General features: G+C 60.2%; 14 protein-coding genes. 12 read left to right on the top strand and 2 right to left on the bottom strand.

Going from position 1 to position 16,236, the window contains the following annotated elements:
- Window positions 1-19: 19 nt before the first annotated feature.
- Window positions 20-2,446, bottom strand: a complete 2,427-nt coding sequence (locus ACR0A2_RS11565; protein ID WP_480835091.1) for a GcvT family protein — start codon at window positions 2,444-2,446, stop codon at window positions 20-22.
- A 4-nt stretch (window positions 2,447-2,450) separates the two neighbouring features.
- Entirely contained in the window at window positions 2,451-3,947 is a 1,497-nt protein-coding gene (locus ACR0A2_RS11570; RefSeq protein ID WP_480835092.1) for a trimethylamine methyltransferase family protein, read from the bottom strand.
- Window positions 3,948-4,112: 165 nt separating this feature from the next.
- Between ACR0A2_RS11570 and ACR0A2_RS11575 the strand changes: the two genes are divergently transcribed.
- The 12 genes from ACR0A2_RS11575 to ACR0A2_RS11630 all read left to right on the top strand — a co-directional run bounded on the left by ACR0A2_RS11575 (window position 4,113) and on the right by ACR0A2_RS11630 (window position 16,142).
- Complete coding sequence (locus tag ACR0A2_RS11575; RefSeq protein WP_480835093.1) at window positions 4,113-4,997, top strand: NAD(P)-dependent oxidoreductase; 885 nt, start codon at window positions 4,113-4,115, stop codon at window positions 4,995-4,997.
- Window positions 4,998-5,000: 3 nt separating this feature from the next.
- Window positions 5,001-6,476: an aldehyde dehydrogenase family protein gene (locus ACR0A2_RS11580; RefSeq protein ID WP_480835094.1), complete on the top strand. Its 1,476-nt coding sequence runs from the start codon at window positions 5,001-5,003 to the stop codon at window positions 6,474-6,476.
- A 2-nt stretch (window positions 6,477-6,478) separates the two neighbouring features.
- The gene (locus ACR0A2_RS11585) at window positions 6,479-7,738 is read left to right on the top strand and encodes an aminotransferase class I/II-fold pyridoxal phosphate-dependent enzyme (RefSeq protein WP_480835095.1); all 1,260 of its coding nucleotides are present in this window, start codon (window positions 6,479-6,481) and stop codon (window positions 7,736-7,738) included.
- Window positions 7,735-8,742, top strand: a complete 1,008-nt coding sequence (locus tag ACR0A2_RS11590; RefSeq protein WP_480835096.1) for a glutamate cyclase domain-containing protein — start codon at window positions 7,735-7,737, stop codon at window positions 8,740-8,742. Before ACR0A2_RS11585 ends, ACR0A2_RS11590 begins: the two co-directional genes overlap by 4 nt.
- Window positions 8,743-9,195: 453 nt before the next feature.
- Window positions 9,196-10,122 (top strand): hypothetical protein, encoded by a 927-nt coding sequence (locus ACR0A2_RS11595; RefSeq protein WP_480835097.1) that lies wholly within the window; start codon window positions 9,196-9,198, stop codon window positions 10,120-10,122.
- 84 nt (window positions 10,123-10,206) lie between these two features.
- Window positions 10,207-11,163: an AAA family ATPase gene (locus ACR0A2_RS11600; protein WP_480446212.1), complete on the top strand. Its 957-nt coding sequence runs from the start codon at window positions 10,207-10,209 to the stop codon at window positions 11,161-11,163.
- The gene (locus ACR0A2_RS11605; RefSeq protein ID WP_480446213.1) at window positions 11,160-12,065 is read left to right on the top strand and encodes a DUF58 domain-containing protein; all 906 of its coding nucleotides are present in this window, start codon (window positions 11,160-11,162) and stop codon (window positions 12,063-12,065) included. Before ACR0A2_RS11600 ends, ACR0A2_RS11605 begins: the two co-directional genes overlap by 4 nt.
- On the top strand, window positions 12,062-12,433 hold the full coding sequence (locus ACR0A2_RS11610; RefSeq protein ID WP_480835098.1) for a hypothetical protein: 372 nt from the start codon (window positions 12,062-12,064) through the stop codon (window positions 12,431-12,433). Before ACR0A2_RS11605 ends, ACR0A2_RS11610 begins: the two co-directional genes overlap by 4 nt.
- Window positions 12,426-13,385, top strand: a complete 960-nt coding sequence (locus ACR0A2_RS11615) for a VWA domain-containing protein (RefSeq protein WP_480835099.1) — start codon at window positions 12,426-12,428, stop codon at window positions 13,383-13,385. The genes ACR0A2_RS11610 and ACR0A2_RS11615 overlap by 8 nt, the downstream gene beginning before the upstream one ends.
- Complete coding sequence (locus ACR0A2_RS11620) at window positions 13,385-14,284, top strand: vWA domain-containing protein (protein WP_480835100.1); 900 nt, start codon at window positions 13,385-13,387, stop codon at window positions 14,282-14,284. The genes ACR0A2_RS11615 and ACR0A2_RS11620 overlap by 1 nt, the downstream gene beginning before the upstream one ends.
- On the top strand, window positions 14,281-14,955 hold the full coding sequence (locus ACR0A2_RS11625) for a tetratricopeptide repeat protein (protein WP_171331222.1): 675 nt from the start codon (window positions 14,281-14,283) through the stop codon (window positions 14,953-14,955). The genes ACR0A2_RS11620 and ACR0A2_RS11625 overlap by 4 nt, the downstream gene beginning before the upstream one ends.
- Window positions 14,952-16,142, top strand: a complete 1,191-nt coding sequence (locus ACR0A2_RS11630) for a BatD family protein (protein ID WP_171640698.1) — start codon at window positions 14,952-14,954, stop codon at window positions 16,140-16,142. The genes ACR0A2_RS11625 and ACR0A2_RS11630 overlap by 4 nt, the downstream gene beginning before the upstream one ends.
- The last annotated feature ends 94 nt before the right edge of the window (window positions 16,143-16,236 follow it).

Raw genomic sequence — 16,236 nt, forward strand, 5'->3', positions numbered from 1 at the left:
TACAGACGCCTTTAGTCGTTCAGGCCTTCATTTTCAGATTGTCCGGGTCATAGACATGGGGATTATGCCGCCGAGCGTTGCGGGGCTGGCCAAGCACACGCACCGTGCAATCGGCCCCCATACCCAGTGATCCGCGCTTGATATAAGCCAGAACACAATGTGTTCCGGTGCGATAGCCTTGGCTGGCTGAGGTCACGTACCCGATCCATTCGCCATCCTTCAGGATCGGATCAGAGGCAAGCGGTTCGGGGCTGTCGTCACTGATTTCCAGCCCGATCCATTCCCAGTTGGCCTCCTCGCCAGACTGCCGCTCGACCGCATCGCGTCCGATGAACTCCCCCTTATTCATATTGGCAAACCGGCCCAGACCCGCATCGTAAAGCGTATATTCCGTTCCGAAATCCGAACCCCATCCGTGATAACCTTTTTCGATCCGCATCGCGTTCAGCGCGTAGGAGCCGAACTGGCAGCCGCCAACCTCGTTCACGCGCGTCACGATCGTGTCGTAGACCGCTACAAGGTGCTCGGAGGCCAGATGCAACTCCCAACCCAGCTCACCGACGTATGATACGCGCATAGCGGTGACAGGAAAGCCGGCCAGCGTGATCTCGGCCACTGACAGCCACGGGGCAGCAGCGGCAGAGAGGTCTGCATCGGTCAGCGGGGCAAGCACCTCTCGCGATTTGGGGCCCATGACCATCAAAGCGGCATCGTGTTTGTAGCCGCGGCTTAGTGTGACGCCCTCTGCTGGTAGGTGGGCGTTCAGCCAGTCAAAGTCTCGCAGATCGGCCAGGGTCGGGCCACATAGAAGGAACCTGTCACTCGCCAGTCGCGCAACGGTGGCTTCTGACCAGATGTGCCCCTTGGGGGTCAGCATATAGCTGAGCCGGACGCGTCCCGGTTTCGGAACACCGCCGCACAGGACGCTGGATAGGAACGCCTCAGCGCCGGGGCCGCGCAGATCGTATTTGGTGAAACCGCCGTGATCCATGACGCCGACGCTTCTTGCCACGGTTTTGCATTCTTGCGCGACAGCGTCCTGCCAGGGTTCGTGGTGGAAGGACAGGTCGGCATCGCCATTGTCCTTGATCGCATCGGTTTCGAACCAGAAGGCGCGCTCCCACCCGGCGATCTGGCCCATGACGGCGCCCTGATCCTTCAGGCGTTCATAAAGCGGGGTACAAAGCACCGGGCGGCCACGCTGCATGTTCCGATGCGGAAATGGAATGGCATATTGTAGATCATAGTGTTGTGAGGCACGGGAATGGGCATAGTCCTGCGTGGTCCAATCGCCAAAGCGGCGCGGATCCCACGCACTGAGGTCCCATTCTGTTTCGCCTTCGGTGATCCATTCGGCCATCGCTTTGCCGATAGCGGCCGAATGGGTGATGCCAACCTGCACGCCAGTCGCTTGATAGAAATTCGGCGCACCCGCCGCCGGACCGACCAGCGGCAGGGCATCTGGGGCATAGGCGATGGGGCCGTTGACAAACCGCTGCGCGCCCGCTTCGCCAAGCAGCGGCACATGGACCATCGTCGCCTCCAGCACATCCAGAATATCCTCAACACTGTCAGGGAAAAGCTGATGCGCAAAGTCATCCGGCGGGCCGTCCTCCTCCCACGCGGGGCGACCATCATGGGCGTAGGAACCAACAAGGAAAGCGTTGCGTTCGCGGCGCAGATAGAAGCGGATATCGGGGTCACGCACCAGTGGGAAAAGACCGGCATGATCCTCCAACGCTTTGAGCGGTTCGGTCACAAGATACTGGTGCTCGAGCGTGACCACCGGGGCAGGCAATCCTGCCATCTCGGAGATTTTGCGGCCGTAGAAGCCACCTGCGTTGATGACGATCTCTGCCTTCACTGTGCCTTTCGCACAAGTGACCAGCCATTCCCCTGACGCCTTGCGGTCAATGGCTTTCACGGGCGCAAACCGTTCCACCTGCGCGCCCAGATCCCGCGCGCCCTTGGCCAGCGCTTGCGTTAGCTGGCTGGGGTCAATGTCACCTTCGTAAGGGTCCAGAATGCCGCCCAGAACGGATTTGTCCGGGTGCCAGAACGGGTGCATCTTGTCCATCTCGGACGGGCTCAGCATCTGCAGATCGAAGCCTGCGCTTTCTGAAATTCCGCACAGATGGCGGAACAGGTCCATCCGTTCCGGCGTATGGGCAGGCCAGAACGCCGAGGTATGACGATAGGTGATCGCGCTGTCCACCTTTTCGGCCAGATCTTTATAGATTGACCAGCCGTAGTTTCCTGCTCGCATTCCCAGCCATGAAGTCGCGTAGGTCGGGATGTTGCCCGCTGCGTGCCAGGTCGAGCCGGAGGTCAGTTCGTTGCGCTCAAGTAGAAGCGTATCAGTTACGCCGGCCAAAGCGAGATGATACAGGATTGAGGTGCCAACGGCCCCCCCGCCAATCACAACAACGCGGGCAGTGTCTTTCATGGGGCTATTTTCCTTCGGGCAATCGGATATCGAAAGCGGCGCGTATCGCGGCCTCCCGGTCCTTGGGCAAATGGGTTGGTGGCTCGCGCAACATCTCGGCGCTGCGATCAACAGCGACATCCCAGATCGTGCGCGACCCGGCATCTTTCCAATCCGAAATACTCTTCCGGTTGCCGAGGCTCGGATAAGTGTATTCGGATTTCATGAGTTCCAGTGTCTGCGCCTCGCCCAGGTAATGCCCTTCGCCGGTCGCCACGGCTTCGATCCGGCTGAGGTCGATCGCGGTTTCGGTCAACTCGACCCCGCGAACCGACCGTAGGATCGCGCCACACATGTCATCATCGATCACCAATGCCTCGCGCGAGGCGGCCATGATGGACCCGAGCATGCCAACAGACAGGTTGATCATGTCTGCCCCGGCTTGCGCTGCAAGAGCCACCGTGTACCCTTTTTCATACCCCGCCTGCGCATCGGGGGTTTTGGCATCGGTCATTCCCGCAGAAGCGGTTGACGGCAAGCCTAGATGCAACAGCAATTGCGCGGCGGCAGCGGCGGCGACGGCAGCTTCGCCTGATCCACCTGTCATTGCACCGGTGCGCAAATCGGAAATGAATGGCATGAACGCAAAGATGCAGGGATACCCCGGCTCGAGGGCGTCGACGACCATCAACCCAGCCAGCGTTTCCGCAAGACCCTGCGCCAGCGCGCCCGCCAAAGTGACAGGGCTGGTTGCCCCCGCCTGTGCCGCGGTGCAGATCTGCAGCGGCATTCTGTGGGCCATGGCCCGTTGCATAATCTCTAACCCTTCGGGCGCAAAGCGCAGCGGCGAGACCGCATGCACGATCACGCCGAAACAGAAGGGTTGCGCCCGAAAGGCGCCCTCGTGGCCCAGGGCCATATCGAACATGGCGATAACCGGATCCAGATGCGCGGCGCTGTTAAAGCTGATCCCGATGGGTTTGGGGCAGGCCTTGAGACAGGCAAACCCGGTGTTGAGGTCCAGCAGCAAGGGCTGGTCCATGTCCCGTGCAATCACCGGGCGCAAACCGTAGTGGATGTTCTGCAATCGTCCCACCAACTGCATAAGATCGTAGAGATCGTACAGTTGGGCACCGCGGAACTCGCCGGTGGCGCTGTCCAGAACCTCTGTCGCCGCTCCGCCTGTTCCGATATGCACACGGCCGCCGCCAACGGTCAGGCCCATATCCTCCACAAACCCTGGTAGATTGACGCGCCTCGCCGCCCGCGCAATGGCGGTTTCCACCATCGATTGCGAAAAGCAGACCCGCCCATCCGAACGCCGGGTTGCCCCGGCATTGACGAATTGTGCTGCGATGGCGTCGGGGCATTCTGCGATCCCGGTCTGCGCAAGGATATCAAACGCGGCCTGCACGATCCGATCAACCGCAGCAGCATCCAGTGGCGCAAACCGCCCACCCTGTGGAGGCGGAGTGATGCGGGGCGCGCGACGGTCGGTTTTTGAGCGGGTTCTGCGGGCCATCGGGCGGTCCTTAGAAGAACAATCTACGCAAGGATTGCGCAAACTCACGCAATGGCAATTCGAAAATTCGCGCACTCAGACCAGAATCTTTCATGCAAACGTCGGCTTTTCCTGCGCAATACTACAGACCAGCATTTGACGTTCTACGACTTCGGCGGGGTGAACATGGCGAGGATTGCGTTTATTGGCTTGGGCACGATGGGCCGTCCGATGGTGCAAGTTCTGCGGGACGCAGGCCATGACGTAACGGGCATGGATGTCAGCCCCGAAATGCGTGAAGCGTTTGTCGGCGCGATCGCGCCGTCGTCGGATACCATCGCAGCGGCAGAGGTCATTAGCACCATGCTGCCAGAAGCCGATCACGTCGCGCGCGTTCATGAGACTCTGATCCGAGCGGCTGCCAAACCCGGCGCGCTGGTGATCGATTGTTCAACCATTGATGTGAACACGGCGCATGCGCTGGCCCTTGAGGCGATGTCTCATGGGTTGGCAATGCTAGACGCGCCCGTTTCCGGCGGCCCTGCTGGGGCCGAGGCCGGGACACTTAGCTTCATGGTCGGCGGAGATGCGGCGAATGTCGAACGGGCGCAACCAATCCTGCTGGCAATGGGCTCCAAAACTACCCATTTCGGTGGACCCGGAACGGGGCAGGCCGCGAAGGCCAGTCACAACATGATCTGCGGTATTACCGCGATGGCGGTGATGGAAGGATTTGCGCTTGCCGACGCCTTGGACCTCGATCTCGACAAATTCTATGCGTTGTGCGCGGGGGCCGCGGCGCAAAGCTGGACGCTTGAAAACCGCTGCCCGATACCCGGTGTGGTTCCCGACGCCCCATCGTCCAACAACTTTGACCCCGGCTTTGCAGTGCGCCTGATGGCAAAGGATTTGCAACTTGCTCAGGCGGCGGCAAAGTCGAGCGGACAGCCCACGCCTTTCGGGGCCGAGGCGGCCAAAGCCTTTACAAAATTTGCCGAAACGCGCGGCGACCGCGACTTTTCGGCCTTTTACACCACGTTTCGGGCGTTGCCCGAGCACCAGAAGGAATAACATATGGCTATTCTGGATTACACCTTGCCCACAGACGGGTTGGCCGGGTCCTTCATAGACGGGCAATGGCATTGGCCCGCAAGCGGAGAGATGCTGGCAGTTGAAAACCCCTCGCGGCGCGAAACGATCTGCGAGATTGGCCGGGGGACCAAAGTAGAAATAAGCCTTGCCGTTGCCGCCGCTGAACGGGCGCGCCGGGACTGGGCCGCGCGACCCGCAGCAGAACGCGGCGCAATGCTGACCGAGCTGGGCAACCGCCTGACCACACATGCCGAAGAGGTCGCCCGCGTTCTGGCCGCCGAGAGTGGCAATGCGGTCCGCACACAATCCCGGGGCGAAGCGATGGGCGCGGCTGGTGTGCTCAAGTATTATGGCGGTGTTGCGGGTGAGCAAAAGGGCGAGACGCTGCCCTTTGGCCCCGGGCTCATGTCGTATTCCACGCGCGAGCCATTGGGCGTTGTTGGCTCGATCATCCCCTGGAACTCGCCCTTGCAATTAGGCGCGGTGAAGATTTCCATGGCGCTGGCCACGGGCAACTGCATCGTCCTGAAGCCTGCCGAAGATGCGCCACTCGCCGTTCTGAGGCTGGTTGAGCTGGCTGCCGACATCTTTCCACCAGGTGTCTTCAACGTGGTCACCGGGCTTGGGGAAGAGGCCGGCGCGGCGCTGGTCAATCATCCCGGTATCGCGAAAGTGTCGTTCACTGGATCGTCCGACGTGGGCAAACTGGTGGCTCGTTCCGTGGCGGATCGGGTGGCCAATGTAACGCTTGAACTGGGGGGCAAAAGCCCCTGCATCATCTTTCCCGACGCTTGCGCACCAGAGCGTATCGACGCCACGGCGCAAGGTGTGGTCAATGCCATGCGATTTGCGCGTCAGGGGCAAAGCTGCACAGCCGGATCTCGCCTGTTTGTGCATAAATCTGTCTGGGATGACCTGATGCCCTTGGTCGCAGAAAAGGCCGCTGCGATGAAAATCGGCGATGCGCTGGATGAAGACAGCGACATCGGGGCCGTGGTGAATGAAGAACGCTACTCTGAGATTTGTGCCTATGTCGCTGAGGCCGAAGAGCAAGGCGCCACATTCCTGACAGGCGAAACGCCAAAGGCAACAGACAATGGGTTTCATCCGATCCCCACAATCCTGACGGGACTAGACAATTCTTGGCGGATTGCCCGCGAAGAAGTGTTTGGCCCTGTCCTGGTCGCAATCCCTTGGGAGGATGAGGCCGATATGATCGCGCAGGCCAACGACACGCATTACGGGCTGGCGGCGTTCATTTTCAGCTACGACATGAGCACCGTCATCCGCATGACCCGCGCGCTTGAGGCCGGCTGGGTGCAGGTCAATCAGGGTGGCGGGCAAATCCCCGGCATGTCTTACGGCGGGATTAAGCAATCCGGAATGGGCAGCGAATATTCTATCGAAGGCGCGCTTGAGGCCTATACCTATCGTAAGTGCGTGACCGTGGCGCTGTAGGCATGGAAACAGACCGGTTCGGGAACACGATTGACGCTTCGGTCGGCTATGCGCGGGGGCGATATTTGTCCTCCAGCGCAGCCGAAATCCGCCGGCTGCGCCATGCGCAAGCGGTTGCGGCAGAGGTCTTGGAAACGCGCGGGGCTGACGGAATTGGGATTTTTACAGGTAACCCGCGTTACTTTCCGCTGAAACCGGATGATCTGTCGACCTATTGCGAAGAATGGGTGGGACCGGGCCTGTTTTCAGCGGAACTGACCCAGGCTGCCATCGCGCATTTTGGGGGCGGGGATACGGTCGCTGTCACCAACCGCACAAGTGCAGGTATTGTGGCGGTCATATTGGCGCTATGCGATGGGCGACCCGTGGTCTCCGTGGTGCCCGATAAGGACCGCAGCCACGCATCGGTTGTGCGCGGATGTCGGCTGGCGGGCGTTGAGCTTGTGGAAATCGAAGGATCGGCGGACCCAGGGCCAGCGATAACCACGCACGCGCCCGCATTGGTGGTGATCACGACTGTCACAAGCACGTTGGCGCGATTGCCGGACGCTGAGACGAGCCGCGCCATAGCTGAGGGGCGGGCCGCGGGCGCCACCGTGTTCATGGACGAAGCTTATGGCGCGCGTCTGCGCCCGGTGCTGCATGGTGGAGCGCTGAGCCTTTCCATGGGAGCGGACATAGCCATCACGAATGCGGATAAGGCGGGCCTATGCGGCCCGCGCGCGGGCATCCTTTGTGGGGCGTCCACGCCGGTACTGGCCACGCTTGCCAAGGCGTCGGAACTGGGCCAGGAGGCACGCGCGCCCATAGCGGCCGGCGCGATGCGCAGCCTGCAGGCCTTTGACCCGGAAGATTTGCGAATCGAGGCAAGCGACGGCGCGTCCATTGCAGAAGCGATGGCCGGGGCCTGGGGTGCAGAGGTTGTGCAGCGGTCTGATCTGGGGCCGATGCTGGATGAAGAGGACGTGTTAGCGCGGGTGCTATCACTGGCAAGACGGGACAAGACTGACATTGTCCCGGCAGAGGCGACAGCGGCCGTTGGTATGCTATTGCTGAAAGAGCACGGCGTTTTGACCGTGAACACCCATGGCGCGCCGGGCGGAAGGGTTTCGCTGCGCCTGAAACCGACCGCCGGAGCTGTGGCCGCCGTGGGTGGGGTTGCTGCTTTGGTGTCGGCGCTGGACGCGGCCACAGAAGAAGTGTCGCACAGGCTTGACGATGACGCGTGGTTCACGGCGGTTTTGTTCGGAGACGAGTCATGAGCGAATTCGCAAAGTATGATGACAGGCTGGACCGGCTGGTGAACCTCGACCTCGGCAACCGGGGGATCGAGCCGCTCTATGACGCCTCGCGCGCCTTGGCGGGCCAAGCGTTGTGCGGCGCCGCGGCGGATTTGCTGCTTGCCATGCCCGAAAGCGGGACGGCAATCGTCACCACGGGATCCGTGTCGCGGGCGTGGCTGTCTCCGGCTTTGGGCGAAAACGATGGCCCATCCGGGGCGGCGGCCCTCATTCGCGCGCTTTGGCTCGCCCGAAAAGCAACCTGCGTATTGGTGATTGAGGAAACGCTGATCCCGCCCATGGCTGCTACCTTGCAGGCCAGTGGCGTCGCGATCGTGGATCTTGAGACGACGCGCAAGGCCAGTGCGGATGGCTCAATGGCCTGCGCAACCTTGCTGCCGTATCCGGTGACAGATGCCGAGGGCGCCGTTGCGGCGGCCAAGATGCTGAATCAGCTCAAGCCCGATATCATGGTCTCGACCGAACGCGTGGGGCGCAACGAAAACGGCATTTATTACAACATGCGTGGGCGCGACTACGGCTTAGGCCGGGCGCGCATCGACATGCTGTTCGATGCTGCCATGGCGCGAGGTATCCCGACGCTGGCTGTGGGTGATGGCGGCAACGAGATCGGCATGGGACTGGTCGCCGATATCGTGAAGATCGCCGTTCCCTTTGCTGCCCCCGGCGATTGCGCATGCGGTGGTGGGATCGGCGCGACCTCTGGCGCCGATATCCTGATGACCGCTGCGGTTTCGAATTGGGGCTGCACGGCGATTTGCGCGGCCATGGCCATGCGCACAGGCGACGCCCGCCTGATCCACACCCCAGCGATGGAAGCCCACCTGTTGAAGGTCATGACCGCCAACGGGCTGATCAATTCTGCCGATGGGATAATCGACCCCCATGTGGACGGCATCAAGGACACCACCCATATCGCGCTGGCGGAAATGGCCGAGGCCATTACCCGCAAAGCGCCGTCATAGCAGAAAGACCCAACCGAGATCACCGAAATACACCTTCGCGATCCGCGACCCCATCGATCATGTGAAAAATTGCCCTGTGACGGGGGCTCTGTTGCAAAGTTTTGGCGGTTGATGCGCCTGAGTTTAACGTGCGGATGGCTTTCGGTCCCAATTGAAAACGTAAGGTTTAAATTTCCTGATAGCATTGTTGAGCAAGGCCATCGGTTCAACAAATGTCTGGCAAAGCCAATGCTATGGTCTAAGTCCGTCGGTACAAAAATATATGTCCTTGCGGGAATGGAACTGGTCAACATGACCAGCAATTTCAATTCACGCCAGGTCGCTCTTTCCGGTTCAGCAGGTTGCTCAGCTGGTGGGCTAAACGGATCGCCATTCCCATCAAGGCGGGTCTCAAGGAATTTTGCGAGAGACCCGTATCCCGGATAGAATGTGCGTCACATTGAGAGGGGCTGAATGCGCTATCTGTTTTTGCAAGTATTGGCGATTGTCGCTTTTGCAGGCGCGCTTTGTGCAGAGAAGAGCGATTATATCGAACTTGCACAAAGAGGATGGGGGTATGAACTGCGGTCCACGATGCTGGGGCGCGACATGGCGATCCCCGTTCACATCAATGGCCGCGATCAGGCCGGTGCAGCCTTGTGCCTGGTCGGTGAAAAACCGCATCCGCAAACGCTTGTCGTTCTTGATACCTTTCGGGCGTTGCTGAAACACAGCTTCGGCCACCCGACACCCATGCGCTACGCTGGCCCATCTGCGCGCGATTGTGGAACCGGTCGAACCGTGGTTTTGCGATTGTATTCCGGGTACCCTCCCAATCGGGACCTTTCGTCAGATATCGACTGGCTCAGCGAACTCCACCAGCTTGGTTTGCCTGCGGGTCGAAACTATGTGGTGACATCACCGGCGATGGCACAGACCTTTTTTGGTCATCGGGGGCAGGGGACCCATATTGTGGTGAAACAACCGGCGCATGATCGGCCCAGCAAGCTTGAAAGGGATTTTCACAAATCGATCCTGCTGGAAGAGCTGTTTCAGTCCTTCACCTTTGGCATGGACATCCTGTTATATGACAAATCGTCAGGGTTCTTGTCGAAATTGCAGGAAACGCCGGTAAACTTGCAGCGCCTGCCTTGGAGTTCGCACGACTTCATGCGCGCATTGCTGGCTTCGAACCCAAGCGGTCTTTGTGCGTTTGACGTCTTTATGATGCATGCTGTCGCGCAATCCCCGGTGGATCAAACCATAGACCCCGGCTTTATCGAATACATTGACGCCCAATATGATCGGCTATGGGCACAGGCGGACGAAACCCTCGCCAATCCCAGATTTGCAGCCCTTTTTGATGAAGGCTGCACCAATTCGGTTCGTGTGCCCAGGTAATACCATCTGACGTGTTTTGTCGGGCGGGTGACTCCGGGTAGCCTGAGCGCAGGCAATGCGCCCTCAGCGGCTATGGGAGGACATATGGATACGAGGCCTGAAAACCCGCCACGCGCCATTGCGGGATTGTCCGCGTATCTGTCGCAAGGGCTTATCGGTCACGCGCATCTGGTGGACTCTCTTTTGATCGCGCTGCTGGAAGGTGGCCATCTTCTTGTAGAAGGTCCGCCCGGGCTGGCGAAGACACGGGCGGTCAAATGGCTGTCAAACGCTGTCGAAGGCGGCTTTGCCCGTATTCAATGCACACCTGACCTGATGCCCTCTGATCTGACCGGAACGCCAGTCTACCAGCCTCAGGAAGGCCGCTTTGAGTTTGTTCCGGGGCCGGTGTTTCACACGCTGGTGCTGGTTGACGAGATCAACCGCGCGCCGCCAAAGGTGCAGTCTGCCTTGTTGGAGGCCATGGCAGAACATCAGGTTACGGTTGGTAATGAAACATACGCCCTGCCGGATCCCTTTCTGGTTGTGGCGACCCAGAACCCCATTGAACATGATGGAACCTTTCCCTTGCCCGAGGCGCAGTTGGACAGGTTTCTGCTGCATGTCATACTGACATTGCCGGATCTGGAAACGGAACGTGAGATCCTTGATCTGGTCATCGCCGAAACCCGGAATGGGCCTCCGGACGCGCAGCGGATGACGCTTGAGGAGCTGAAGATTGCCCGTGCCGAAGCCCAGTCGGTTCACGTCGCGCCAGAATTGCGGGACTATATCGTACGGCTTGTGCTTGCGACCCGTGAAGGTCCGTTTTCCGAATATATTGAACACGCAGTCTCGCCGCGCGGGTCATTGGCCCTGGCCTCGGCATCGCGCGCGCGCGCCTATCTGCGGGGCCGGGATTTCGCCCTGCCTGAAGATGTCGCCGCTGTTGCACCCGATGCGCTGGCCCACCGCATGGTGCTGACCTGGAGAGCCGTTGCAGATGGGAAAAAGCCGCGCGAGTTGGTGGCCGACATTCTGAATGCGGTGGAGCCGCTGTGACGGGGGTGCTGGCACATGCGGGGGTTCGCCTGACGACCGAGGCCTTGATTGCATTGCGGCATATCGCATTGACCGACCGTGGCAACCCGACAATGACGGCCCTGCCCGGAGGATTTCTGACCCGAAAGCGCGGGCAAGGCGTCGAGGTTGCAGATGTACGCGAATATGTGGACGGGGATGACATTCGTCATTTGGATCGCGGAACAACCGCCCGCACGGGGCGTATGCATATCCGGCAGTTTCAGGAGGAACAGGACCGCGTCGCCCTGTTGGTTGCGGATTTTCGTGCACCGATGTTCTGGGGCATCCAGCGGGCGTTTCTGTCAGTCGCTGCCGCCGAAGCCTTGACCCTGATCGGGTGGTTCATGGTTGAAAGCGGCGGGCGTGTTGGTCTTTTGGCGCTTACCGCCGGCGCACCCGTCATCGTACCGTTGCGAGGGAAAACGCGCGGAATGCTGGACGTGATCGGTGGCCTGGTTCAGGCTCATGCGCGCAGTCTGACCGCGCTGCAAAAAGGTGAGGATGAAAGCTGGACGCTGGAACAGGCACTTGCCGGCGTTGAGCGCCTGACGCCGACGGGGGCCGAGATTATCATCGCGTCTGGCTTCGATCAGCAGGGAGACGGTTTTTCGGACGTGCTGGGCCGGCTCGATCATCGCCGCACCCCCAGACTGCTTCTTGTGACCGAAAGCAAAGCGCATGAGATGCCAAGAGGCTGGTATCCGATCCGCCTTTCAGATGGGCGGCAAAAGCGGGTCTATCTGGCCCGGGCAGAGCCTTCCGGTGAACTTGCGTTTCAGAAGGTGGCAACACATCCTGCGCTTGTCCTGAATGCCAGTGACCCGGTCGAACAAACCTCTCGTCGCATTTCGTCGGTTTTCGCGGCAAGATATGTGGCATGAGTGAGAAAGCACTCTCTGAAGCCACGATGCTGGCCAGCCTGCGGGATATCCATTTGCCCGCCGAGGCCGCAGGCGGGGCGGTTGCGGAATACGCGGCTGTTCTTGGTCTCGCGGCGCTGGCCTCGGTCGGCTGTGTCGCCATCTTGCGGTTGCTGAGTGTCAGGACCGCAGCAAACAGGCGGCCGGATCCACCTGATCGATCTGTTGAACAACCGGGGTGGTCCGTGGATCGCCGCAGGGTGGCTCTTTTGCACAAATTGCGCGCTCAGAATCCGACGCGTTATGCAGAGTTGACGGGTGATCTTTACCAACCCGGCGGTGAACCGGATCTGGAGACCCTGCAAGAGGAGGTCGCGGGTCGTGTTTGAGCTTGCTGATCCCTGGATCTTGCTGGCGCTGCCATTGCCTCTTGTCATCACACGTCTGGTCAAGCCGCGGCCGGTTTTCGAGCGGGGTTTCCCAGTTCCGGACCGCATAGGCGGAATGCTTATGGCGGCCAGCCCACAGGCTCAGGCCAGGACCCGGACTTTGGCGGACATACTGATTTTGTGGATCATTTGGGGGCTCATGATTTTTGCACTGTCCGGTCCGCGCCAACTGCAACCCGTCAGCGCCTTGAAAGTGTCTGGACGGGACCTTGCGATTGTTCTGGATCTTTCGGGATCTATGGTGCGGGAGGATTTTTATCTCGATGGGCGCCAGATCACCCGTTTGCAGGCGGTGACCCGCGTTGGATCCGAGTTCGCCCGACGCCGCGCCGGCGACCGGGTGGCCTTGATTGTTTTCGGATCCGAAGCCTATTTCGCCACGCCTTTCACTTTCGATACAGAGGCTGTCGCGCGACGGATCCAAGAGGCCACGATCGGTATCTCGGGCCGTGCGACAAACATATCCGATGGTCTGGGCCTTGCTTTGAAGCGCCTGGCCAACAGCCAGGCGGCGTCGCGGGTCGTCATTCTGTTGTCGGATGGGGTGAACAACGCGGGCGCTACGAATCCCGGTGGCGTGGCCGAACTGGCGGCCGAGATCGGGGTGCGGGTCCATACGATTGCTCTGGGCCCGAAAGACCTGCAAAGCGCCGAACCTGGTGAGCGCGGCGTCGTCGATGCGACAACCCTGCGCGCCATTGCCGAAATTTCCGGCGGCGAAGCGTTTCGCGTCAAAACCACCGATGATCTTGTCGACGTGACTCAAGCCTTGGATCGGCTGGAAGCGACGGACAGCGCGGGCCTTACGGCCGAGGTCTACCGATCATTTTGGACCTGGCCCGCAGCAATGGCGGCCGCGCTTGCCCTGTTGGCGGCGTGGAGGCAAGCGTGATGATTGAGCTGGATGTCACTCTGCTCAGACCGGCCTGGGGGCTTTTGTTGCCTGTCATCTGCGGGGCAGGGTGGTGGTTGCTTTCCCGTGCCGGAGGGTTCGGAGCCTGGGACAAGATCACCGACCCGCAGCTTGTCCAGGCGATGGCCGCGATCGGCCGGATCGAAGGCGGCTCCTTCCCGGTTAAACCAGCCGCCTTGCTGCTGACCACCGGCATCATCGCAACTGCCTTGACCGGCCCTGCAATCGAACGGCGCGACGCGCAGACCTATCGCAATCTGGATGGCGTATTGTTCCTTGTGGATGCATCAGACAGCGTGGTGGAAGACGACCGCTGGCCGCAACTGCTGAGCATGGGGCGTTTGGGTGTCAGTGCGCTTGGGTCCCGCCCCGGCGGCATCATCGTTTACGCGGGTGATGCCTATGTCGCCACGGATATGACCACCGATCACCGCCAATTGGGACAAACGCTGTCGCTCATCGATGGTCAGACCGTTCCGGACAAGGGATCGCGACCCGAACGCGCACTGGCTTTGGCGTTGAAGCGGATGGAAGAGGCGGGCATCCTGGCCGGGGACGTCGTCCTGTTCACTGACGGGGACGGGCTTGGATCACCCTCATTGCAGCAGGTCGCATCGCTTGCCGCTCGAGGGGTGCGCGTGTCTTTGGTGTCGGGTCACCCCACGACTGCGCAAATCCAAACCCACGCCGCGCTCGGCGGTGGCGCTGTCTTCACTTTGGGCCAGTCAGATGATCTGGCCAATTGGCTGGCAGATGATGCCGCAACCCGCTTGATACGGGCGGACTATCCGGTGCTGTTCTGGCATGATCTGGGGCGGTACATGCTGTATTTCGCACTGCTCCCCCTGCTGTTTTTGTTCTGGAGGGAAGGGGCATGAGGTGGTTCGCGATTGCAGGTGCCACTTGTATTGCCGTTGCCTTTGCGCTGGGCGGCGCTGCCCCCTTTGGTCGCGTCGCATTGGCAATCGGTCTGTATCCAATGGCTGCAAAGCTGTTTTCCGACCCTGACTGGCAAGGTGTCGCCTTCTACCGTGCGGGCGTTTTTGACAAAGCGGCCAGTGCTTTCGAGCGCGCCGGGAACCATTACAACCTCGGCAATGCTTACGCCCGGACCGGCCAATTGGCCGCCGCGCTGGAAGCCTATGATCAGGCCATGGCCAGGGGAAACCTGGATGCTCAGGCGAATTTCGATGTGCTGGCCGCCTATTACGCAGGGCAGCAGATCACCCCAGAGGCGTTGAGTCTTTTCCCCGAACGCAAATCCGGCCCCAAGGCCGACAGTTTTGTCGCGCGCGGGAATGCGCGGGCGGCGGGAACCGGCAGTGAGGTCACGAACGCGAACACGATGCTGGGACTGGCGGAATTGGACAGTCGCGGGCAACTGGGCGTGCGCCGCATCTTTGATGACAAGTTCATGGTTGCCGATCTGCGCTGGCTCAATCAGCTTTCCGATGTTCCGGGTGAGTTCATGGCGGCCCGGATCGCACACGAACACAAACGCCGGGCAAAGCTTGGTCTTTCGCCTCCAGAAGCGGAGAACCCGGAATGAAGTGGCTGTTTCTGCTTCTTATTGCATTTCCGATGCAGGTTTTGGCGCAGTCGAAAACAGTGCTGCCGTCCGAGGCGTTGATCGAAGTTGCCATCGAAGACAATGCCCCGGTTCCGTTCACCCAAGAGATGGTGCTGTTGACGATCCGTGGTGTCTATCGTCGGCACATCACGCGCGAAGAGCTGATCCAACCCCGCTTGGATGGGTTCAGCTGGGCGCAACTGGGCCCGGACAGCTGGTCGGAGCAAAGGATCAATGGCCGGAAATACAAAGTGTTCACCCGACGGATGGCGATCTATCCTGTCGAGGCAGGCAAGCTTACAATTGGTCCGTTTGTGCACAGGTTGACCCTGACAGACGAAAATGACGACTGGTTCGAACACGAGATTCAATCAGAGCCGCTGACCATTCAGGTGGCGCAAGCCCCGGCCACCAAGGAGTGGTGGTTTCCGGTTCGCAAATTGCAGATTTCGGATCAGTGGTCGAATGCGCCGGATCAACTTGCGCCGGGTGAGGGGGTCTTGCGCGTCATTCGACTGGAAGCCCTGGGCGCGACGCCCGAGATGATCCCGCCCATGCCCGAGTTGACCTCGCCTTCGGCCCTGATCTTCGCGCATCCTGAGAAACGGCTTGTCGAACTGACCCCGGAAGGGCCGGTCACCCATGCGTTCTGGCGCTGGACCATACGCCCCTCGAACGACACGTCCGGCATCGTTGAACCCTTGCAATTCAGTTACTTTGATACTGTGGCCCGTGAAACCCGAGAAGTCATCATCTCACCACAACGCATTGCCTATGGTACGGCCATCGAAGACGCAGGCCTTGGCGTCGCAGAGGCAGATGCGCCACCAGCAACGCTGTTGGGTTGGCCAATGGCCGCAATCGCCATTGTCGTTTTTCTGGCCGGTTTGGGGTTGGGACTGTCCGGCCACAAACTGGCCGTTTCAAGGGCATTGCGCCGCTTTGGGGTTTTTGATCCGTTGGCCCGGGAATTGCGACGCAGTGCCAGGTCTGGTCGCGCAGACAGGCTGCGGCAAGCGGCTTCTGCCATCCTGCGCCGCGACGGCCCTTCATCCAGTCGACTCAAACACATGCAAGACTTTGACAGGCAGTATTTTGATCCCAATGCTGCGGCGCCCGATTTGAACGCGTTTGCCAGGGTCTTCCTCAGGAACCAGACCGGCTGAGTCATCAAGCATTTGTTATCTATGGTATCTTTCGCATGTCTCAAAATGAAACAGTTGAACTGATCGGGAAATGCTGTAACTTTCCTGTCGGAGG

The sequence above is a fragment of the Ruegeria sp. H8 genome (genome assembly GCF_056532905.1).